Below are 21134 nucleotides of genomic sequence, written 5' to 3' on the forward strand. Positions count from 1 at the left end.
TCGGGCTCCGCATCACTTCACGAGCAGGTCGCGGCGGCCGTCCAGCGCCACCGGGCTCACGCCGCGCAGCGTCAGCAGGGCGCGAAAGGCGCCGCCGCCGGACGGGCCGTCGAGGTCGACCTCGACCCGCGTGCTGCCGCCCAGCGCCGGCCGGAAGCGTACGACACCGTCGGCCACCGCGTCCTCGCCGGCGTAGCCGGTGGGCGCCAGCAGGGCGCGCAGGTCGATGCGGTCCTCGCCCGGGATGAAGTCGGTCACCACGTCACCCGCATCGCGCATCGACGTGTAGGCGAACAGGTCGCCTCCGGTGCCGCCCGTGAGGCGGTCGGCGCCGGCGAAGCCCGTGATCAGGTCGTCGCCGGTGCTGCCCATCAGCACGTTGCGCCCGGCGTCGCCCGCCACGGGCTTGTACAGCGCCAGGCCCACGATCACCGGGTCGTGGTCGGAGGCCCGGTAAACGTCCGGCGCGTACGGGTCGGCCGGGCAGGGCGCGCCTGAACACAGGTTGGGGGCCTTGAACTCCTGGTTGTAATCGCGCAGCGACGCCTCATCGGCGTTGATGGCCCAGGTCGTCGCACCGGTCACCAGCACGGCCAGCGGTGCACTGGCCAGCGCGTGGTCCAGCCGCCCTGCTGCGCCGTCGAAGACATAGGAGTACACCGGCGCCCCCGCCGCACCGAAGCGCAACAACTGGTCGGCGTAGCCGGCAGCGGCCAGCGTGGTGATCGGGTCCTCCTGCCCGTAGGCGTTGAGGTCGCCGGTGATCAGCACGCGGCCGCCCCCGGACGTCAGGCTGGCGGCAAAGCCGGCCAGCGCGTGGGCCTGCGCCGTGCGCTGCGCGTTGTAGCAGCCCTGGCCGTCGGTCTGGTCCAGGTCGGGGCCCGTCGCGTCGCCGCAACCCTTGGACTTGAAGTGGTTGACGATGACCGTGAAGCGCTCGCCGTTGGCCGCCTCGAAGGTCTGTGCCAGCGGCGGGCGGTTGTGCACCGGGTCGGCGTCGCTGACGGCCGCACCCACGCGCGCTAGCCGGCCCGGCTTGTAGAGCATCGCGGTGCGGATGGCGTCGGTGCCCGTGCCGCCACCGCTGACCGCGCCGCCGGCCACCGCCCAGGTGCCGGCACCGGTGACGGCGTTGAGCGCGTCGGCGAGGTGCTGTGCCGCGATGTCGCCGTTGTTCTGGATCTCCATCAGCCCGATCACGTCGGCGTCGATGGCGGCGAGTGCGGCGACGATCTTCGTGCGCTGGCGTTCGAACTCGGTGGCGTTGCTGGCGCCGCGGCACAGGCTGGCCGACGGCGTGCTGCCGCCTTGGGTGCAGGTCTGGCCACTGTTGCCGAAGGCGTCGCTGCCGTTGGTGAACGTGGTGAAGTAGTTCAGCACGTTGAAGGCTGCGAGCTTCAGGTTGCCGCCCACGGCCGGGGGCGAGGCAGGGCGTGGGTTGCTGGCGGTGAAGGCCGGCACCATCGTGGGCTGCAGCCGGTAGGCCACGATGCCCGCACTGCTGTTGGTGGCCAGGCCGAAGTCGATGGTGCCGGTCAGTGATGCGACCGTGTCACCGGCACGTGCCACACCGCTGGTCGGGTCCAGGTAGGGCGTGGGCACGGGGTTCTGACGGCTGCTGTTGTCGTCCAGCAGCAGCGTGCTGCGCGCGTTCAGGCTGGCCAGTGCCAGCGCCTCCGGTGTGCCGGGGCGATGCGCATTGGTCGGTGTCTCGCGCCGCCCGCCCGCGGCCACCGTGAGCTGGCCGTAGCGGCCCTGGAAGAAGTTCTGCTGCACCGTCAGCGGGTCACCCTGCGGCCCGCGCAGCGTGACCAGCATGCCCTCGTAGCGTTCCAGGCCGTCGGCCTCGGGCACCGGCAGGGTCACCACGGTCGGTGCCACGCTGCCGCTGCCGAGCACGGTCAGGCCGCTGATGCTGGTGAGCTCGGTCAGCGGGCGTGCCTCGGCCGCCGGGTTGGCGGTGCTGCCCGAGACGTCGAACTCGGTCACCGTGCCGGTCAGGCGCACGACATCGCCCACGTTCACCGTCGGCGCGCTGGACGTGAAGACGAAGACGCCGTCGGACGTGGCCGGGTCGCCGTCGCCCACCGGGTCCTGCAGGAAGAAGCCGTTGTTGACCACGTGTGTGACCACGCCCTCGGTGGTCACGCGCTGGCCGGCCAGCGGGCTGACGAGCCCCGACCCCTGCAGGGCCGGGATCGTGACGCTGGCCTGGGCCCAGGCGGGCAAGCAGCAGGCCGCCAGCGCAGCGGCGGCGATCGAGTGCAGCAGACGCATGGCGCTGTTCAGCCCTTGCGGCGCACGAAGGTGCCGATCGCCAGCAGGCCCGACAGCAGCATGGCGTAGGTGCCGGGTTCGGGCACGGCGGTGACGCTGAAGGCCGTGGTGTCAGGCACCAGTGCACTCTGGTCGCCGCCCACCAGCACGTTCCACGAGGAGGCGTCGTTCACCAGCATGGCGTAGGCGCCGAAGGTGGCCTGGCCCAAACGTGGCCCGACGTACTCCGCATAGTCCGCGCTGTTGGTCACCTGGACAGCAGTGGCTCCCAGGGTGAGCCCTGCCGCCGTCAGGTTGCCGGTGCCGCTTTCAGTGCTGAAGCCGGCCAGGAACAGGGTGGGCGTGACGGCGTCGGTGCCCAGGTAGGCGTAGAGCGTCTCGTCGCTGGCCGAGAGGCCAAAGTTGCTACCGCCTCCGGATGCCAGGCTGAGGTTGCCGACGGAGACGCCGAAGTTGCTGGAGCTGATCTCGGTGAAGAGCACCACCGTGCCGGCCGCGATGGTTGCCGCGCCGGAGTTCCACAGCATGGTGTGTTCGTTGGTGTCGTTGAAGGCCGTGCCGTTCCACTCGTTGTCACTGAAGTAGATCTCGGTGCCGGGCGCGATGTCCGCCAGGGCCACGACGGACCAGTTGTCCTGGTCGGCGTTGAAGCCAGTGAAGGCAATGTCGCCCATGGTGAGCGCATGGGCGCTGGACGCGGGGGCGATGGCGGTAGCGGCCAGCACGGCCGCCGCGGCGATGGACTTGAACATGGGAATCCTCCTTGATGGAGAACCCATGCTCCGGCGGCGCGATGAAAGCCTCGTGACGTCGGCTGGCCTACCCCCCCTGTTCGCAGGGGTTGGCCTCGTTCGCGATACCAGCGGCCACGTGCCCGGCAGGCACGTGGCCGGCGGCGCTTTCCACGTGGCCCGTCTGGTCGTCGAAGAAGAAGTCGGGCTCGAACTCGCGCAAGAACGGGCCCTTGGCCAGGCCGCCGAGGAACAGCGCCTCGTCCACGTCGACCTGCCAGTTCATCAGCGTGCGGATGGCGCGTTCGTGCGCCGGTGCGCTGCGCGCGGTGACCAGCGCCGTGCGCACGCGCATGTTCGGCGCCGGTGACTGCTGCAGCCTGTGCAGGGCCTCGAGCAGCGGCTTGAAGGGGCCGGGCGCCAGCGGCGTGTCCACGCGTGTGCGCTCGTGGTCCTGGAAGGCCGGCAGCCCGCCCTGCTGGAAGACGCGCTCGGCCTCGTCGGAGAACAGCACCGCGTCGCCGTCGAAGGCAATGCGCAGTTCGTCGGGGTGGGCGTCGGACGCGCGCACCGCGTGCGTGGCCACGCGCGCCGCCGGCACGCCGGCCGTGAGCGCCCCCCGCACATCGGCCTCGTTGGCCGACAGGAACAGGTGCGCGGCCAGCGGCTTCAGGTAACGCCACGGGCTCTGGCCGCGGGTGAACACGCCGCGCTCGATCGGCAGGCCGTAGTGCTGGGCCGAGCGGAACACGCGCATGCCCGAGACCGGGTCGTTGCGCGACAGGATCACCACCTCGACCCGCGGCACATCGGGATCGGCACGGTTGAACGCCAGCAGCTTGTGCACCAGCGAAAACGCCACGCCCGGCGGCGCCGGCTGGTCCAGCCGCTGCAGCTGCAGCTGCATGTAGGCGCGGTCGTCGGTGGCCTCGAACAGGCGGTTCTCCTCCTCGAAGTCGAACAGCGCACGCGAGGAGATCGCGACGACGAACCGGCCTTCGAGCGAGGTGGGCATGGGACCATCATAGGCGCGGCACAATGCCTCGCATGCAACGCCGACACCTGCTCCTGGGCCTGGCCGCTGCCTCTGCAGCGGCGGCCCTGCCCGCCCGCGCGGCCGAGTTCCGCGAGCTCAAGTGGGAAGAGCTCGTGCCCAAGGACTGGGACCCGCTGAAGGACCTCCAGGGCATGGGCCTGGGTGCGCCGGAGGGCAGCGGCCTGAACGACGCCGACCCCAAGGCCCAGGCCATGCTGGAGAAGCTGCGCGAGATCTGGGACAAGGCCCCCACCGTGCCCGCCATGGACGGCCGCGCCGTGCGCCTGCCGGGCTTCGTGGTGCCGCTGGACGAGACGCCGGCGGGGCTGACGTCGTTCCTGCTCGTGCCCTACTTCGGCGCCTGCATCCACACCCCGCCGCCGCCTGCCAACCAGATCGTGCACGTGCACGCGAAGACGCCCGTCAAGTCGCGCACGATGGAAGCCGTCTGGGTGCGCGGCAAGCTGAGGATCGAGCGCGCTGCCTCCAGCATGGGCACCAGCGGCTACCGGCTCGATGCGGTGGGCGTGGAGCCCTACGTCGAGCGGCGCTGAGGCCATGGCTGCGGAAGACAGCTCCGGCGCATCGCGCCTGGCCCTGGCCCAGACCACGCTGGGCGTGCTGGCGCTGGCTGCGCTGATCGTCAGCGCGCTGTGGGTGCTGCGCCCCTTCGTCGGCCCGGCCATCTGGGCGGCCATGGTCGTCATCGCCACCTGGCCGCTGATGCGCCGCGTGGAAGCCGTGGCCGGCGGCCGGCGCTGGCTGGCCACGACGGTGATGTCGCTGGCGCTGCTGCTGCTGTTCGTGGTGCCGCTGGTGGTGGCCATCGTCACCATCGTCGGCAACGTGGACCGCATCGTCGAATGGGCCAAGCTGGCGGCCTCGTTCCGCATGGCCGAACCGCCCGCCTGGCTGGCCACGCTGCCGGTGCTGGGCCCGACGCTGGTGGAGCTGTGGCAGAGCCTGGTGGCCGCCGGCATCGACGGCCTGCTCGAGCGCGTGGCGCCGTATGCCGGCAACCTGACGCGCTGGTTCGTCAGCGAGGTCGGCAGCCTGGGCTACCTGATCGTGCAGTTCCTGGGCACGGTGGCCATCGCCGCGGTGATGTACCAGGGCGGCGAGGCCTGGGCGGCCACGGTGCTGCGCATCGGCGAACGCCTGGGCGGGGTGCGCGGGCGGCATGTGGTGGAACTGGCCGGTGACGCCATCCGCGGCGTGGCGCTGGGCGTGGGCGTGACGGCGCTGGTGCAGTCGGTGCTCGGCGGGCTGGCGCTCAAGATCGCCGGCGTGCCGCTGGCCGGGCTGCTGACGGCCGTGATGCTGATGCTGTGCCTGGCCCAGGTGGGCCCGCTGCCGGTGCTGCTGGCCGCGGTGGGCTGGCTGTTCTGGCAGGGCGACACCACCTGGGCCGTCGTGCTGCTGGTGGCCTCGGTGGTGGTGGGCACCATCGACAACGTGATCCGCCCGGTGCTGATCCGCCTGGGCGCGGACCTGCCGATGCTGCTGATCCTGGCCGGCGTCATCGGCGGCCTGTTCGCCTTCGGCCTGGTGGGCATCTTCGTCGGCCCGGTGGTGCTGGCCGTGGCCTGGACGCTGCTGGCGGCCTGGATCGGCGACGAGGACGTGCTAGCCCTGGACGCCGTCCCACAGCAGCTTGAGCCCGGTGAACAGCATGCCGAGCTCGAACAGGCCGTAGAACAGCCGCGGCGGGATGATGCGCACGATGCGCACGCCGAGCCAGACGCCCAACGGGGCCAGGGGCAGCAGCACGGCTGAGGCCAGCAGGTTGGTCGTGTCGATCAGCCCCAGCCACCAGTAGGGCACCCACTTCGATGCGTTGATGGCGGCGAAGAACACCGCCATCGTCGCGGTGAAGACCACCGGCGACAGCCGCATCGGCATCACGTAGAAGCCGATCGGCGGGCTGCCGGCGTGGGCCACGAAGCTGGTGAAGCCCGAGGTCATGCCCAGCAGCCAGCCCAGCCAGCGCGGCGGCGGCGGTGCATCGCGCCGCGGCGGGAAGAAGCGGCGGATGGCCAGGAAGCCCAGCGTCAGCGCGCCGACGAGTCCGGCGACCACGTGCGCCGACAGCCAGCCGAACAGCACCGTGCCCAGCACCGTGCCCACCAGCCCGGCGGGCAGCAGCAGGCGGATCAGCGCGCGGTCGCGTTCGCGCCACAGCGCCGCCAGGCCCAGGCCGTCCATCACCGCCAGCAGCGGCAGCATGATGGCCGCGGCCTGCGGCACCGGCATGGCCAGCGCCATCAGCGGCACGGCCAGCGCGCCGAAGCCGGCGCCGAAGCCGCTCTTGGACATGCCCATCAGCAGCACCGCCGGCACCGCGACGGCGTAGAAGCCGGGGTCGGTGAGGAGGCTCAGGCCAACTCGCAGGCGGTCTCGAAGGGCAGCCGCGGGTTGCGCGGCCGCGCCTGCGCCGGGTCGGCGTGGCCCAGCGTGCAGATGAAGTTGCTCTTCACCGCCGTGCCGGCGAAGAAGGCGGCATCCACCTTGGCCGCGTCGAAGCCGCTCATCGGCCCGCAGTCCAGGCCCAGCGCGCGGGCGGCCAGGATCAGGTAGCCGCCCTGCAGGCTGCTGTTGCGGAAGGCCGTGTCCTGGATCGCAGCGTCCTTGCCGGCGTACCAGCTGCGGGCGTCCGTCTGCGGGTAGAGCGTCGGCAGGTGCTCGAAGAATGCCAGGTCCATGCCGACGATGGCGGTGACCGGCGCGGCCTGCACGCGTGGCGCGTTGCCGGGCGACACGCAGTTCAGCAGCTTCGCCTTGCCCTCGAGCGAGCGCACGAAGACGAAGCGTGCCGGCGTGCTGTTCGCGGCCGTCGGACCCCACTTGAGCAGGTCGTAGAGCGCGCGCAGGGTGTCGTCGGACACCGGGGTGTCGAGCCACCCGCCGGGGGTGCGGGCTTCGGTGAAGAGCTGGGCGGTGGTGGTGTGCATGGCCCGACAATTGTCGGATGTTTGCCCCCAGCCAAGAGGACGTGCGCCGATTCTTCTGCGCCACCGCCGCCAAGCAGCGCCAGGGCGAGGTCATGACGCCGATGGAGGCCGCGGCCGCCCAGTGGATCGTCGAGCACCCGGAGTACGCCGACGACCTGGCCGACGTGGATGCCGCGCTGGCCGCCGTCTACACGGTGGAGGAGGGCCGCACCAACCCCTTCCTGCACTTGTCCATGCACCTGAGCATCGCCGAGCAGTGCAGCATCGACCAGCCGCGCGGCATCCGTCAGGCGGTGGAACTGCTGGCGGCGCGGCGCAACTCGCTGCACGCGGCGCACCACGAGGTCATGGAGTGCCTGGGCGAGATGATCTGGGCCAGCCAGCGCAGCGGCCTGCCGCCCGACGGCCTGGCCTACCTGGAGGCGGTGCGCCGGCGGGCCACCGCCTGACCCGGCCTCACGGCGTGCCGAGGAACAGGTAGGCGTTGTTGGCGCCGGCCGCCGAATGGCCGACGCCGATGTAGACCGGCCCGAACGGCGTCTCGCCGCCCAGGTACAGCGTCACCGAGGTCAGGTTGCCGGGCGCCAGCGAGACCGTGTAGGGGTTCGACAGCCGCCCCCCTTCCAGCGCCAGCCCCAGCCGCATGTCGCCGCGCAGGCCCAGCGGCAGGCGGCCCACGATGCGCTCGGCGCGCACGTGCCCATAGTGCACCGTGTCCGCCACGAGCTGCCCCGTGGCGTAGGCCGACAGGTTCAGGAAGCCGCCCAGCGTGCCGGCCTCGAACAGCGGCAGGTCGCCTTGCGTCGAGCCGGTGTAGGCCGCGCGGGCCCCGAACACCCAGGCACCGACCGACACGTTGGCGCGCAGGTCCGCGCTCAGGCGCGTGTACTGGCCGCCATGGTCGCGGAACCAATGCGCGCGCAGCGCCCAGCCGTCGGTCGGGAAGTACAGCCGGTTGAGCTGGTCGAGCTCCAGCGCCAGCAGGGTGCCGCTGCTGCGGCGGCGCAGCTGGGCCGGGTCGAAGAGCTCCGGCCCCACGTCCTCGTGCACACGGCCGTCCACGCCCTGCAGACCCAGGCGCAGCTGGCCCAGGCTGCGCAGGTCGACGCCGGCGCTCAGCGTCAGCGTGCGGCGCTCGACGTCGAAGCGGGCGATGCGGCGTTCGTCCACGTAGAGGTCGCGCGGCTCGCTGGAGATGCCGGCGTCCAGCTGCGCGAACCAGCGCTGCGTCGGCTCCAGCGGCTGGTACCACTGCGCGTCCAGCGCCGTGCGGCCGCCGATCTCCGCCCCGACGAGAAGTTCGCCCCCCAGCCGGTTCAGCCAGGTGCGGTGCAAGGCCGCGCGCAGGCCGAAGGTGGAACCCTGGTTCAGCGTGGAGTCCAGGTTCAGCGCAAAGCGCAGGTAGTCCGGCCCCCAGGGCTTCTCCACCGGCAGCAGGCGCAACACCTGGCGGCGGTGTGTGCTGACCAGTGCGTAGTTCACCTGCTCGTACCAGCCGTCGCCGTAGGCGCGCAGCAGGTCGCGGTTGAGCGTCTCGGTGTCCAGCGGGGTGTCGGTGGCCTGCGTCACATGGCGCTGCACGGTCTCGGGTGCGACGCGGGCCAGGCCCTCGATGCGCACCAGGTCCACCGGCGCGCTGTCCTCGCGCTCGCCGCGCAGCGCGTAGAGCCAGGGCCGCCACGCGGCCTCGTCCACCGCCAGCGGCTGCAGCGCATAGGCGATGAAGTCTGCGGCTTCGGCACCGCGCTGCGCGGACGTCGCGAACCGTGCGAAGTCGGCTGCGGTGATGCCGTCGAGCACCGGCTTGATGTAGATGTCCCGCGGGCCCAGCGTGGCCAGCGAGCGGGTCACGTTCTGTTCGGTCAGCAGCGCCACCATCTGCGCCGACACCGACAGCAGCGAGCCGATCTGGTCGGCCACCAGCAGCGGCGAGCCCACGTTGACCGCGATCACCACCTCGGCGCCGCAGCGCTCGCGCACCTCGCGCACCGGCAGGTTGTCCACCAGGCCGCCGTCCACCAGCTTGCGGCCGTCCAGGCTCAGCGGCGCCACCAGGCCCGGCACCGCCATGCTCGCGCGCATGGCCGGTGCCAGCGGGCCGTCGCGGAACACCACGCGCTCGCCGGTGCCGAGGTCGGTGGCCACGATGGACAGCGGCAGCTTCAGCGCGTCGATGCGGCGCTCGCCGCGGTCCGCCCGCACCAGCTGGTTGATGAAGAGCTGGATGCGCTGGCCCGACACCGCGCCCGGCGGGTAGGTGATGCCGTCGGGCCCGATGCCGGCCTCGCTGCCCGGCAGGTAGCGCCGCTGCAGCTGCTTCTGGCGGAAGGCGAGTTCGGTGTAGTCGGTGTTGTCCTGGAACATCGCGTTCCAGTCGGCGCCGGCCATCGCGCGGCGCATCTCGGCTGGCGTGATGCCGGCGGCCCAGGCGCCGGCCACCAGGGCGCCGAAGCTGGTGCCGGCCACACAGTCCACCGGCACCTGCAGGCGCTCCAGCGTCTCCAGCACGCCGATGTGCGCTGCGCCCCGCGCGCCGCCGCCGCCGAGCACCAGCCCCACCTTCGGCCGCGGGGCGGCGGCAGCCGAGATGGCGGCCGTGGCCAGGCACAGGCCGCACAGCAGGGCGGGGAGGGTCTTCATCGGTGGCGCATTGTGGCGTGTCCGCTGTCCGCCGGCGGACAGGGCCGGACAGCCGCGGACAGCGGTCACACACGCCGGATCGGCCCTGAATCAAGCACTTGCGGCTGGTGCGGCGGTGGCACGAAGCGTGCAATCCCCGGCCCATGATCCACGAGCCCGCCGCCACCGACCGCCGCCTGGCGCCCCACCCGCGCAGGCGCGCCGCGTGGGTGGGCACGCTGGCCGTGCTGCTGCTGACCGGCGCCGGGGCCTGGTGGGTCTGGGCCGGGGCCGAGCCGGCGATCCCGGCCGACCGCCTGCGTATCGCCGAGGTCGTGCGCGGCGACATCGTGCGCGACTTGCAGGCCCAGGGCAGGCTGGTGGCTGCCGGCAGCCCCACGCTGTACGCGCCCGCCGCCGGTACCGTCGTGCTGGCCGCGCAGGCCGGCGACACGGTGCGCGCCGGCCAGGTGCTGGCGCGGTTGGAATCGCCCGAGCTGCTGGCCGAGCACGACCGCGAGGCGGCCACGCTGGGCCAGCTGGAGGCCGATCTCGGCCGCCAGGGCATCGTCGCGCGCCAGCAGCAGCTGGCCGCCGAGCGCGAGGCCGACGAGGCCCAGCTGGCCCTGCGCGCCGCCGAGCGCGACCGCCAGCGGAGCGCCGAAGCCTGCGCCGCCGGCGTCGTGGCGCAGGTGGACTGCCTGCGCCTGGCCGACGCGGTGGACGCCGGCCGCGTGCGCAGCGCGCATGCCACGCGCCGGGTGGCGCTGGTGGCGGCCGAGAGCGACTTCGAACGGCGCAGCCTGCAGCAGCGCGTGGCGCGCCAGCGGGCGCTGCGGGACGAACTCGCCCGCCGACTGGACATGCTGGCCCTGCGGTCGCCCGTGGATGCCCGCATCGGCAGCATCACCGTGGCCGATCGCGCGGCGGTGGTGGCGAACGCGCCGCTGATGACGGTGGTGGACCTGTCGCGCCTGGAGGTGGAACTGCAGGTGCCCGAGGCGGCCGCCGCCGACCTCGTGCCCGACCTGCCGGTGGCCCTGCGCATCGGCACCGACGACGTGGCCGGCCGCCTGGTCGCCATCGCACCGGAGGTGCGAGCCGGCCAGGTGCAGCTGCGCGTGCGCTTCGATGGCGCCCAACCGCCGGGGCTGCGACAGAACCAGCGCCTGAGCGGCCGCATCGTCGTCGAGCAGCGCCCCGGCGTGCTGACCCTGCCGCGCGGGCCGTTCGTCGACGCCCAGGGTGGCCACGCCGCCTGGGTGCTGGCCGGCGAGCACGCCGAGCTGCGCCGCATCCGCCTGGGCGCCCTGGGCGTGGCCGCCGTGGAGGTGGCCGAAGGCCTGCAGGCCGGCGAGCGCGTCGTCATCGCCGGCACCGAACACTTCGCGCGCGGCGCCACGCGCGTGCGCATCCGCCCCTAGAAGGAGACCCGCCATGCCCGCCCTGCTGCAGCTGATCCGCCTCGACAAGGTCTACCGCACCGAGCGCATCGAGACGCATGCCCTGCGCGGCATCGACGTCACCGTGGACGAGGGCGAATTCGTCGCCGTCACCGGGCCGTCGGGTTCGGGCAAGACCACCTTCCTCAACATCGCCGGTCTGCTGGAGGAGCCCAGCGGCGGGCAGATCCTGCTCGACGGGCAGGACGTGAGCCGCCTGGGCGACGACGCGCGCTCGCGGCTGCGCAACCGCGCCATCGGCTTCATCTTCCAGGGCTTCAACCTGATCCCTGACCTGAACGTCGAGGACAACGTGGACGTGCCGCTGCGCTACCGCGGCCTGCCCGCGGCCGAACGTCGCGAACGCATCGCGCAGGCGCTGGCGCAGGTGGGGCTGGCGTCGCGCGCGCGGCACTATCCGGCCGAGCTGTCGGGCGGTCAGCAGCAGCGCGTGGCCATCGCGCGCGCGCTGGCCGGCCGGCCGCGGCTGCTGCTGGCCGACGAGCCCACCGGCAACCTGGACACGCAGATGGCGCGCAGCGTGATGGAGCTGCTCGAGCAGATCAACGCCAGCGGCACCACCATCGTGATGGTCACGCACGACACCGACCTGGCGCGCCGCGCGCAGCGCAACATCCACATCGTCGACGGCCAGGTGGCCGAGCTGGCGCTGGCAGGGGCCCACGCATGAACACCGCCCTCTGGCGCCATCACCTGTGGCTGGGCTTGAAAAGCCTGCGCCGCAACCCGGCCCTCACCGCGCTGGCGGTGCTGATCCTGGCCATGGGCATCGCCGCCAGCATGGCCAGCCTGACGGTGCTGCACGTGATGTCGGCCAACCCGCTGCCCGGTCGCAGCCAGCTGCTGCACGTGCCCAACTTCAACAACGGCCTGCTCAGCGACCCCAACGCCGGCGACGAGGCCAACCCGCAGTTGACCTGGATCGACGTCGACCGCCTGCTGGCCGATGGCCAGGGCCGCCGGCGCACTGCGCTGTACGCCATCGACAGCACGGTCGCGTCGCCACGGCCGGGCGTGGCGCCGGTCTACGCCACCGGCATGGCGGCCACTGCCGACTTCTTCGCGATGTTCGAGGTGCCGCTGGCGCGCGGCACGGCCTGGTCGGCCGCCGACGACGAGGCGGGCGCGTCGGTGGTCGTGCTCGACGGGGCCTTCGCCCGCCGCCTGTTCGGCGGCACCGATGCCGTCGGGCAGACGATCGACCTGGGCGGCCGGCCGTTCCGCGTCGTCGGCGTCATCGGCGACTGGCACCCGCTGCCCAAGGTCTACCGCCTGGTGGGCTCGTCGCCGGCCGGTGCGCCGGAGGACTTCTGGATCCCGGTGCGCACGGCCGTGGCGCATGCGTACGAGAACAACGGCTGGGTCAACTGCACCGGCGACGCCGAGCCCGGCTGGGACGGCTTCCTGCGCGCCGAGTGCAACTGGCTGCAGTATTGGGTGGAACTGACGCCGGGCGACGTGGCGGCCTACCGCGACTACCTGCGCGGCTACGTTGCCGAGCAGCGGCAGCAGGGTCGGCTGCAGCGTGCCGAGGATGCGGTGCTGCACGACTTCGACGCTTGGCTGGCCGCGCGCGGCGTGGTCAGCGAGGACACCAAGCTGCAGGCCGGGCTGTCGCTGGCCTTCCTGCTGGCCTGCCTGGTCAACGTGCTCGGGCTGCTGGGCGCCAAGTTCGCCGCCCGCGCCGGCGAGATCGGCGTGCGGCGCGCGCTGGGCGCGTCGCGGCGGCAGGTGTTCCAGCAGTTCCTGGTGGAGTCCGGCGTTGTGGGGGCCGCGGGGGCGCTGCTCGGCCTGGGCCTGACGCTGGCGCTGCTGGCCCTGATCGCGCAGCGCAGCGGTGACCTGGCGCGCGTGGCGCGGTTGGACCTGACGATGCTGGCGTTGACGGTGGCGCTGTCCATCGCCGGCGCGCTGCTAGCCGGCCTGTGGCCCACCTGGCGCGCCGCGCGCGTGCGGCCGGCGCTGCAGCTCAAGTCGCAATGAGGGCGCGCCCATGACACCGGTCCGTCCCATCCTCTCCGCGCTGCTGCGCCGCAAGTCCGGCGCGCTGCTGGTGGCCGCCCAGGTGGCGCTGACGCTGGCGGTGCTGTGCAACGCCGTCTTCGTGGCCACCGACCGCCTGGGCCAGGCCCGCCAGCCCAGCGGCACCGACGAGGCGGCGCTGTTCCACGTCGCGATGATCACGCCCGGTGCCGACGTAGCGCCCTTCGACCGCCAGCGCGCCGACGAGGCCCTGGTGCGCGCCGTGCCGGGTGTGCGCGGTGTGGCCTGGATCAACCAGATGCCGCTGGCCCAGTCCGGCAACAACAGCAGCCTGGCCACGCAGCGCGGCGCCACCGACACCGTCTCCGCGGCCGTCTACGCCGGCGCCCACGACGCGGCCGCCGTGCTCGGGCTGCGCATCGTCGAGGGGCGCGGCTTCACGGCCGCCGACGAGGTCGACATCGACCGCCGCCAGTCCCGCCAGTGGCCGGCTCACGCCCTGGCCACGCGCGCGCTGGCCGAGCGGCTGTTTCCCGATGGCGCCTCCGCGGTCGGCCGCGTGGTCTATGCCGGCACCGGCCCGGACGACCCGGCGATCACCATCGTCGGCGTCGTCGATCGCCTGGTCACGCCCTGGGGCCCGGTGAGCTGGAACCCCGGCGACCCCAAGGGCGAAAGCGGCCTGCTGCTGCCCTGGCGCCAGGAATCCGAGGGTCTGCTGGCCGTGCGCGCCGACCCGGCGCAGATCGACGCCGTGCGCACCGCAGTGGCCGAACGGCTGCGCAGCGCCGTGCCGGGCCGCATCGTGCGCGACACGCCGACGATGGCCGAGACGCGGGAGCGCCGCTACCGCAGCGACACCTGGCTGGCCCGGCTGATGACGGTGGTGATCGGCCTGCTGCTGGTGATGACGGCCGGCGGTATCGTCGGCCTGGCGTCGCTGTGGGTCACGCAGCGGCGCAAGCAGATCGGCGTGCGCCGGGCCCTGGGCGCGCGCCGCGTGGACATCGTGATGCACTTCGTCGTCGAGAACCTGATGATCACCGGCCTGGGCGTGGCCGTGGGCCTGACCCTGGCCGTGGCGCTGAACCAGGCGCTCACGCGCGTGACCACGCTGGCGCCGCTGCCCGGCACCCTGCTGGCCGGCAGCGGGGTGGCGATGCTGGTGCTGGGTGTGGCCGCGGTGCTGGCCCCGGCGCTGCGCGCCGCGCGCGTGCCGCCGGCGGAGGCCACGCGCAGTGTCTGAGCCCCTCGCGCGCGGCTGCGTGCTGATCATCGACGACCACCCCGCGGTGGCCGACGCGTTGGGCCTGCTGTTCTCGTTGCACGGCATCCGCACCGTGGCGGCCACGACGCCCGACGAAGGCCTGTCGCTGCTGGCGGCGCAGCCGGTGGACCTGGTGATCCAGGACATGAACTTCAGCGCCGACACCACGTCGGGCGACGAGGGCCGTGCGCTGTTCGGCGCCATCCGTGCGCGCCACCCCGACCTGCCGGTGATCCTGCTGACCGCCTGGACCGACCTCGAGGCCGCGGTGGCGCTGGTCAAGGCCGGGGCTGCCGACTACCTGGCCAAGCCGTGGGACGACCACAAGCTGCTGGCCAGCGTGCAGAACCTGCTCGAACTCGGCGAGGCCACGCGCGCGCTGCGCGCCGCCGCCCTGCAGCGCCAGCGTGCGCAGGCGGCGCTGCGCGAGCGCCACGCGCTCGGTGACCTGGTCTTCGCCGACCCCGCCACCGAACGCGTGGTGGCGCTGGCCTGCCAGGTGGCGCGCGCCGACGTGCCGGTGCTGATCACTGGCCCCAGCGGCGCCGGCAAGGAGTGCATCGCGGCGCTGGTGCAGGCCAATTCGGCCGTGCGCAGCGGCCCGTTCGTCACCGTGGACTGCGGTGCGTTGCCGGCGGAGCTGATCGAGGCCGAACTGTTCGGCGCCGAGGCCGGCGCGTACACCGGCGCCACCAAGGCCCGTGAAGGCAAGTTCGCCGCTGCCGATGGCGGCACGCTGTTCCTCGACGAGATCGGCAACCTGCCGCTGCCCGGCCAGGTGAAGCTGCTGCGCGTGCTGGAGACCGGCCGCTTCGCGCGCCTGGGCGCCACGCGCGAGCAGCAGGTGCACGTGCGCGTCATCAGCGCCACCAACGCCGACCTGCCGGCGCTGATCCGCGAGGGCCGCTTCCGCGAGGACCTGTACTACCGCCTGAACCTGATCGAGCTGCACCTGCCGCCGCTGGCCGAGCGCCCGGGCGACATCCTGCCGCTGGCGCGGCGCTTCCTGGGCAGTGCCCATCACCTGGCCGACGACGCCGCCGACGCGCTGCAGCGCCACGACTGGCCGGGCAACGTGCGCGAGCTGAAGAACACCATGCAGCGCGTGGCGCTGCTGGTGCCGACGGGCCCGGTCACCGCGGCACAGCTGGGGCTGCCGGTGCGCCAGGCCGCGGCGTCGCCGCGCGCCGGCGACGAGCCCGACCGCGCCGCCATCGAGCAGGCCCTGGCGCGTGCCGGCGGCGTGGTGGCGCAGGCGGCGGCGGACCTCGGGCTGTCGCGCCAGGCGCTGTACCGGCGCATGGAACGGCACGGCCTGGGGCGGGGGGGATGAACACGCCCGCTGCGCCGGCGCGGCGCCGCCTCCGATTCGGGCTGCGCGCGCGGCTGTGGCTGCTGGCCACCGCGGTGGCCGCGCTGTCGGCGTCGCTGGCGCTGCTGGTGCAGTCGCTGTCGGGCGAGGCCTGGCTGGCGCGCGGCGCGGGCATCGTCGGCGGGGCGCTGGTGGGCGCGCTGCTGCTCGACCGCCTGGCCGCGCCGGCGCTGTCGCTGTTCCGTGCGCTCGCCGGTGTCGTCACCGCCTACCGCGACGGCGACTTCGCCTTCGACATCGCCTGGGAGCACGACGACGAACTGCGTGAGCTGGTCGACGCCCACAACGCCCTGGGCCAGACGCTGCGCAGCCAGCGCCAGCGCCTGGTGCAGCGCGAGCTGCTGCTCGACACCATGGTGCAGAACACCCCGGTGGCCATGCTGCTGGCCGACGCCGGCGGGCGCGTGGCCTACGCCAACCTGGCGGCGCGGCGGCTGCTGCACGGTGGCCGGCCGCTGGAGGGCGTGCGCGTGGACACGGTGCTGGCCGCCCAGCCGCCGGCGCTGGCGGAGGCGATGCGCAGCGGCCGCGACGGCCTGTGCACCGTGCCGGGTGACGATCCATCGGCCGACGAGGACGAGAGCTTCCACGTGCTGGCCAAGGACTTCCAGCTCGGCGGCCGTGCACACCGGCTGCTGCTGGTGCGCCGCTTCACCGGCGAGCTGCGGCGGCAGGAGGTGCGCACCTGGAAGAAGGTGATCCGCGTCATCAGCCATGAGCTGAACAATTCGCTGGCACCGATCGCATCGATGGCCTATTCCGGCGGCGAACTGCTGCGCCGCGGCGAGACCGAGCGCCTGCCGGACGTGCTGGGCGCCATCGGCGAGCGCGCGCGCCACCTGGAAGGCTTCATCCGCGGGTACGCCGATGTGGCGCGGCTGCCGGCCCCGCGCCCGGAGCCCATCGACTGGCCGGCGTTCGTGCAGCGGCTGCAGGTGCAGGTGGCGTTCCGCACCGCCGGTGAGCTGCCGGTGCAGCCGCTGCAGGCCGACCCGGCGCAGCTGGCGCAGGCGCTGCTGAACCTGCTGAAGAACGCGCACGAGTCCGGTTCCGACCCGGCCGCCATCTACCTGCGTGCGCAGGCGCTGCCGGGCGAGTGGCGGCTGGAGGTCACCGACCGTGGCAGTGGCATGAGCGAGGCCGTGCTGGCGCAGGCCCTGGTGCCGTTCTATTCGACCAAGCGCGGCGGCACCGGGCTCGGCCTGGCGCTGGTGCGCGAGATCGTCGAGGCCCACGGCGGCCGCATTGCGCTGGCGCGGCGCGATGGCGGCGGCACGCAGGTGACGCTGGTGCTGCCGGCCTGAACGGCACACCGGAGCGTCAACGCGGCTTGGCTTTGCGTGCCGGCGCGCGTTGCGGCTTGTCCGCAGGCGCGGCCGCGCCCGCGCCGCGTGCGCCGTCCAGCCACAGCAGCGTCTCCACCTGCGTGATGAACGGCCCCAGGTAGGCCGGCGCCAGCGTCTGCATCTGCTGCAGCGCACGCACCAGCAGGTGCTCGGAATTCAACGGGCCGGGGTTGTCCGGCTGGCGGGCCTGGGCGCGCACGATCTGCTGCTGCACGCGCAGCCGGGCCAGCGTGGGCCGCAGGCGCTGGGCGGTGCGCAGCTCGGCACCGGGGGCCGGGCCGAGGGCGCGCAGCGGCGAGGGCGCCTTCGGCGGCGCGGCGTGGGCGTCGGCGGTGTGCGACGGGTCCTGCGCCTGCAGGCCCGCCAGCGCTTCGGCCAGGCGATCCGCCAACCACTGCTGCACGGCGGTGTCGTGCCGCAGGCCGCGGCGCACGGTGGCGTCCAGCCGGGCCAGCGTCACCGGGTCCACGCCGGCTCCACCCTGGGCGCGCAGCGCGGCCAGGGCCTGCGCCGCGTCGGCCAGTGGTCCGGTCGCCGTCATCGCCCGCCCGCCTGGGCCGCCGTGGGCGCGTCGCGCCGGGCCCGCGGCACCGGCGCCAGTTCCACGCGCCGGTTGCGCGCGCGGCCGGCCTCGTCGGCGTTCGACGCCACCGGCTGTTCCGGCCCGAAGGCGGCGGCGAACACAGCCTGCGGCGGCAGGCCTTCGGCCACCAGGGCGCGGGTCACGGTCAGCGCCCGCTGGGCCGAGAGCTCCAGGTTGTCGTCGAAGCGCCGGTTGCCCGGCAGCACGGGCTGGTCGTCGGTGAAGCCGCTGACCATCAGCAGCTCGTCGCGGCCCTGCAGGTAGGCGCCCAGCGGTCCGGCCAGGCGCTGCAGCAGCGCGCGGCCCTCGGGTTGCAGGCGGTCGGAGTTCAGGGCGAACAGCACGCTGCCGCTGATGCCGATGCGGCCGTCCACCAGCGTCACCCGGCCTTCGGCCAGCGGCGCGGCCAGCGCCTGCTCCAGCGCTTCACGGCGCTGCGCTTCCACCTCCAGATCGCGCGCCAGCTCCAGCTGCACGCCGATCACGGCCACCAGCAGCAGCACGAAGGCGCCCACCAGGCCGGCCATCAGGTCGCCGAAGACGCCCCACACCGGCGCAGTGCCGTCGGCCGGCGCGTCGTCGGTGTCGTGGGCGTCGTGGGCGAGGTCGTGCATGGCGTCAGCCCGCGTCCGTGGTCTCGGCAGCTTCGTCATCGACGGTGGCCGCCGGCCCCGCGATGCGCTGCAGCGCGGTCAGCAGCGGCGGCATCGCATCCAGCAGCGGCTGCTGTGCGCCCAGGCTGAGGTCGATGACCTCGCGCGCCTGGGCCACGTAGTAGGCCAGCTGCTCGTCGTGACGCACGGCGGCCTGGTCGAGCGCGGATTCCACGCGCTGCAGCTGGTCCGCCAGGGTGCCGGCGGTGTGGGCGAACTGCGCCACCGCCGCGCCGAAGGCTTCGCCCAGGCTGGCCACCTCCACGGCGCCGCCGGCCAATCGGGTGGCAGCGTCGCCCTGCTGTGCCAGCGCCGCCTGCCAGTGCTGCACCACGGCCTCGCCGCTGCGCTCCACCAGGCCGTCGGCGGCATCGACCAGGCGCTGCACTGCGGCCTGCTGGGCTGCCGCGGCCTGGCGGCTGTCCTCCACCAGCGCGGACAGGGCTTCGGTCAGGCGCACGCGCTCGTCCAGCAGCGCCGCATCGCGCGCCTGGCTGGTGCCGAGCTGCTCGCGCATCTCGGCGATCACGGCGGCGGCGGCGCGGGGCGCCTCGGCGGCGGTGGCCGTGAGGCGGGCCACCTCGGCGACGATGTCGCGGGCCTGGGTGGCGGCCTGCTGCTGCAGGGCCTCGGTGCGCTGGGCCAGCGCGTCGCTCCAGGCGGACTGCCGCGCCTGCGCTGCGGCGGCGTCCTCGGCGGCCCGCTGCTGCAACGTCCTGGCCAGCGTCTGCATTGCTGCGGACTGCTCGGCCTGGCGTTGCGCCTCGCGCGCCTCGGCACGGTCTTGCAGCCCCTCGTGGGCCCGGGCCACGCCCTCGGCCAGCGCGCCCGCCTGCTGCTGCAGCGCCTGGCCGATGCGTTCCGCCGTGGCCTCGAAGCGCTGGGCCAACGTCTGCAACTGGGTCTGGGTGCCGTCGACCAGGGTCTGCACCTGGGCGTTCGTGCGCGCTTCCAGGGCCTGCACCTGAGCCTGGCTACGCTCGGCCAGTCCCTGCAGATGGCCCTGAGTCAGGTCGTCCAGCGCCTGCAGACTTGCCTGCGTGCTGTCGGCCAGGCGGGCCTGCACCGCGGCGCTCTCTCGGGCGATGCCGTCCACCGCGGCCGTGGCCGCCGCCTGCAGGGCGCTGCTGGCCGCCTGGGCCCCGTCGGCCAGGCTGTCGCGCAGGGCCTGGGCGACGGTCGTGCCCAGCGTGGTGTCCAGCGTCGTGGCCACGCGGGTGGCCAGCGTCTCGAACTGTGCCTGCATCGCCTGCTGGAACGCGGCCTGTTGCGCCTGCTCATGCTGCTGGCGGGCCTGCTGCTGCGCCTCCAGCCGGTGCAGCAGGGCCTGCACCTGATCCACCAGCGCAGGCAGCACGGTGGCCTGGGCCTGCGTGGCGTTCTCCAGGCGGGTGGCCAGCTGGTCGGTGAGCTGGCGTGCCAGGTCTTCCAGGTGACGGGCACGCTGTGCGGCCGGCGTGGCGTCCTGCAGCAGCGTGCTCGCCTGGCGGTCCAGGGCCAGTTGCACGCCACCGCGCACGCGCCGCAGCAGCGCCGACATCAGGCCCAGCATGGCCGACGCCGCGACCCCGGCCACCGAGGTGCCGAAGGCCAGGCCCAGGCCCTTCACCGGGGCGGCGAGCGCGGCACGCATCGCGGCCAGGTCGCTGGTGCGCTCGAGCGCGGCCACGGTGCCATCCAGCGTCACCACCAGGCCCAGGAACGTGCCCAGCATGCCCAGCAGCACCAGCAGGCCGACGAGGTAGGGCGTCAGCGCCGGGCCGGGCAGCGGCGCGGCGGCGCCTGCGATGCGGCGGCGCACCGGCTGGCGCAGCGTGGAGGGCAGGCCGTCCAGCCAGGCGGGCAGGGGCGTGTCGGCCTGCAACCGTTCCACGGCGCCGGCCAGGGCTCCGGTGTCTCGGTGAAAGCGCCAGAGCTCGGCGATGCCGACGGCATAGACGGCCCCGATGCCCAGCGTCATGGCCAGCGCCAGCGGGTGGTGGCCCATGCCGCCCAGCAGTACCCAGACCAGAGCGGCGGTGCCCAGAACGCCGGCCAGCACGGCCCCCCCGGTGAACACGCGCAGCGCCGTCATGGCGTCGGCTCCTGGGCTGCTGCGCCCTGCAGCGCCGCGAGCATGCCGTCCACCGGCTGCAGGCGATGGGCCAGTTCGGCGTGCAGCAGCGGCATCGTCACCGCCTGCGGAGGCGCCGGTTCGCGCTGCAGCCGGCGGTCCAGCCAGGCCGGCAGGGCCGACAGCAGCTGGCGTTCGCGCGCCGCCAGGGCCTGCTCCAGCAGCCCGTCGAGCACGGCGATGCGGCCCAGCGCCGCCGACTGCAGCGCCAGCGCGCGGCGCGCCTGGGCACGCAGCGGCGCGATGCGCCGGTCCATGGCCTGCTGGTGGGCGCGGTAGCGTCGGCCGGGCGAGGCGTCGGCCGGCAGATCGTCGGCGGCCAGGCCGGCGGGCAGGTCACGGTCGATGGCCTCGGCCAACTGCCGCTGCACCGTTGCCCGCGCCGTTTCGGCCTGGCGGCGTGCGGTGGCCGCCTGGGCCGGCGTGCCAGGGGCGGGTGCCGCCGCATCCAGCGCGCCGGCCAGCGCGATGGCGTCGGTCCAGGCCAGCCAAGGCGCCAGCCGTTCGGCCACGCTGGGCCCGGGGCCGGCCGCTGGACGTGCGTCATCGGCGCCGGGCTCGGCCAGACCGAGCGCAAGCAGCTGCCGCACCAGCGGAGGCTGGTGCAGCGTGGCGGCGGTGGTCAACGGCCACGCCGGATGGGGTCGGGCCGGATGGGGGCGGGCTCGCGGCAGGGGGTGCATGTGGCGTGGGCCCAGAATTGGCAAAAAACCCACGATTTTACGGGACCGCCACCGCGC

At 73.7% G+C, this 21134-nt stretch carries 18 protein-coding genes and 1 pseudogene; 9 read left to right on the top strand and 10 right to left on the bottom strand.

The annotated features are described in order from the left end of the window. Positions 1-12: 12 nt before the first annotated feature. From ENE75_RS00220 to ENE75_RS00230, 3 genes are all read right to left on the bottom strand, one after another. On the bottom strand, positions 13-2277 hold the full coding sequence (locus tag ENE75_RS00220; protein WP_128194456.1) for an ExeM/NucH family extracellular endonuclease: 2265 nt from the start codon (positions 2275-2277) through the stop codon (positions 13-15). An 8-nt stretch (positions 2278-2285) separates the two neighbouring features. Further along, positions 2286-3029: a PEP-CTERM sorting domain-containing protein gene (locus ENE75_RS00225; RefSeq protein ID WP_128194457.1), complete on the bottom strand. Its 744-nt coding sequence runs from the start codon at positions 3027-3029 to the stop codon at positions 2286-2288. Between the two features lie 67 nt (positions 3030-3096). After that, entirely contained in the window at positions 3097-4023 is a 927-nt protein-coding gene (locus ENE75_RS00230; protein WP_128194458.1) for a 5'-nucleotidase, read from the bottom strand. Positions 4024-4055: 32 nt separating this feature from the next. Here ENE75_RS00230 and ENE75_RS00235 point away from each other — a divergent pair, with 32 nt between their 5' ends. Together ENE75_RS00235 and ydiK are read left to right on the top strand one after the other, a co-directional pair. Then, on the top strand, positions 4056-4598 hold the full coding sequence (locus ENE75_RS00235) for a DUF3299 domain-containing protein (RefSeq protein WP_233258863.1): 543 nt from the start codon (positions 4056-4058) through the stop codon (positions 4596-4598). A gap of 4 nt (positions 4599-4602) precedes the next feature. Further along, positions 4603-5649 (top strand): annotated as a pseudogene (gene ydiK / locus ENE75_RS00240) (AI-2E family transporter YdiK); the annotation flags it as partial. Positions 5650-5670: 21 nt separating this feature from the next. On the opposite strand, the gene ENE75_RS00245 reads toward ydiK, so the two are convergent. Both ENE75_RS00245 and ENE75_RS00250 read right to left on the bottom strand, forming a co-directional pair. Continuing rightward, positions 5671-6366 carry a sulfite exporter TauE/SafE family protein gene (locus ENE75_RS00245; protein WP_128196643.1) on the bottom strand — a complete coding sequence of 232 codons (696 nt, stop codon included), beginning with the start codon at positions 6364-6366 and terminating at the stop codon, positions 5671-5673. A 53-nt stretch (positions 6367-6419) separates the two neighbouring features. Beyond that, a complete protein-coding gene (locus tag ENE75_RS00250; RefSeq protein ID WP_128194460.1) occupies positions 6420-6995 on the bottom strand; it encodes a malonic semialdehyde reductase in 576 nt (191 codons plus the stop codon). Positions 6996-7012: 17 nt separating this feature from the next. Between ENE75_RS00250 and ENE75_RS00255 the strand changes: the two genes are divergently transcribed. After that, positions 7013-7444: a DUF1841 family protein gene (locus ENE75_RS00255; protein ID WP_128194461.1), complete on the top strand. Its 432-nt coding sequence runs from the start codon at positions 7013-7015 to the stop codon at positions 7442-7444. 7 nt (positions 7445-7451) lie between these two features. Here ENE75_RS00255 and ENE75_RS00260 read toward each other — a convergent pair whose 3' ends face one another. Then, the gene (locus ENE75_RS00260) at positions 7452-9635 is read right to left on the bottom strand and encodes a patatin-like phospholipase family protein (RefSeq protein ID WP_128194462.1); all 2184 of its coding nucleotides are present in this window, start codon (positions 9633-9635) and stop codon (positions 7452-7454) included. Between the two features lie 143 nt (positions 9636-9778). Between ENE75_RS00260 and ENE75_RS00265 the strand changes: the two genes are divergently transcribed. Genes ENE75_RS00265 through ENE75_RS00290 form a run of 6 tightly spaced genes read left to right on the top strand, consistent with a single transcriptional unit; the run spans position 9779 to position 17003 of the window. Then, the gene (locus ENE75_RS00265; RefSeq protein WP_128194463.1) at positions 9779-11038 is read left to right on the top strand and encodes an efflux RND transporter periplasmic adaptor subunit; all 1260 of its coding nucleotides are present in this window, start codon (positions 9779-9781) and stop codon (positions 11036-11038) included. Positions 11039-11051: 13 nt separating this feature from the next. Continuing rightward, positions 11052-11747, top strand: coding sequence for an ABC transporter ATP-binding protein (locus ENE75_RS00270; protein ID WP_375138453.1), 696 nt, complete (start codon positions 11052-11054; stop codon positions 11745-11747). Then, positions 11744-13060 carry an ABC transporter permease gene (locus ENE75_RS00275; RefSeq protein ID WP_128194464.1) on the top strand — a complete coding sequence of 439 codons (1317 nt, stop codon included), beginning with the start codon at positions 11744-11746 and terminating at the stop codon, positions 13058-13060. The genes ENE75_RS00270 and ENE75_RS00275 overlap by 4 nt, the downstream gene beginning before the upstream one ends. A 10-nt stretch (positions 13061-13070) precedes the next feature. Continuing rightward, complete coding sequence (locus ENE75_RS00280; RefSeq protein ID WP_128194465.1) at positions 13071-14306, top strand: ABC transporter permease; 1236 nt, start codon at positions 13071-13073, stop codon at positions 14304-14306. Continuing rightward, complete coding sequence (locus ENE75_RS00285) at positions 14299-15660, top strand: sigma-54-dependent transcriptional regulator (protein ID WP_233258865.1); 1362 nt, start codon at positions 14299-14301, stop codon at positions 15658-15660. The genes ENE75_RS00280 and ENE75_RS00285 overlap by 8 nt, the downstream gene beginning before the upstream one ends. Continuing rightward, positions 15657-17003, top strand: a complete 1347-nt coding sequence (locus ENE75_RS00290) for a sensor histidine kinase (protein WP_128194466.1) — start codon at positions 15657-15659, stop codon at positions 17001-17003. The genes ENE75_RS00285 and ENE75_RS00290 overlap by 4 nt, the downstream gene beginning before the upstream one ends. Before the next feature lie 16 nt (positions 17004-17019). On the opposite strand, the gene ENE75_RS00295 is transcribed toward ENE75_RS00290, so the two are convergent. The 4 genes from ENE75_RS00295 to ENE75_RS00310 are packed head-to-tail and all read right to left on the bottom strand — an operon-like array spanning position 17020 to position 21020. Beyond that, positions 17020-17586: a DUF2894 domain-containing protein gene (locus tag ENE75_RS00295; RefSeq protein WP_128194467.1), complete on the bottom strand. Its 567-nt coding sequence runs from the start codon at positions 17584-17586 to the stop codon at positions 17020-17022. Beyond that, a complete protein-coding gene (locus ENE75_RS00300; protein WP_128194468.1) occupies positions 17583-18242 on the bottom strand; it encodes an OmpA family protein in 660 nt (219 codons plus the stop codon). The genes ENE75_RS00295 and ENE75_RS00300 overlap by 4 nt, the downstream gene beginning before the upstream one ends. Before the next feature lie 4 nt (positions 18243-18246). Further along, positions 18247-20355, bottom strand: a complete 2109-nt coding sequence (locus ENE75_RS00305; RefSeq protein ID WP_128194469.1) for a coiled-coil domain-containing protein — start codon at positions 20353-20355, stop codon at positions 18247-18249. Next, positions 20352-21020 (bottom strand): DUF3348 family protein, encoded by a 669-nt coding sequence (locus ENE75_RS00310; RefSeq protein ID WP_158288812.1) that lies wholly within the window; start codon positions 21018-21020, stop codon positions 20352-20354. Before ENE75_RS00310 ends, ENE75_RS00305 begins: the two co-directional genes overlap by 4 nt. Between the last annotated feature and the right edge of the window lie 114 nt (positions 21021-21134).

Origin of the sequence: Rubrivivax albus (genome assembly GCF_004016515.1) — a bacterium.
Lineage (GTDB): Bacteria > Pseudomonadota > Gammaproteobacteria > Burkholderiales > Burkholderiaceae_C > Rubrivivax > Rubrivivax albus.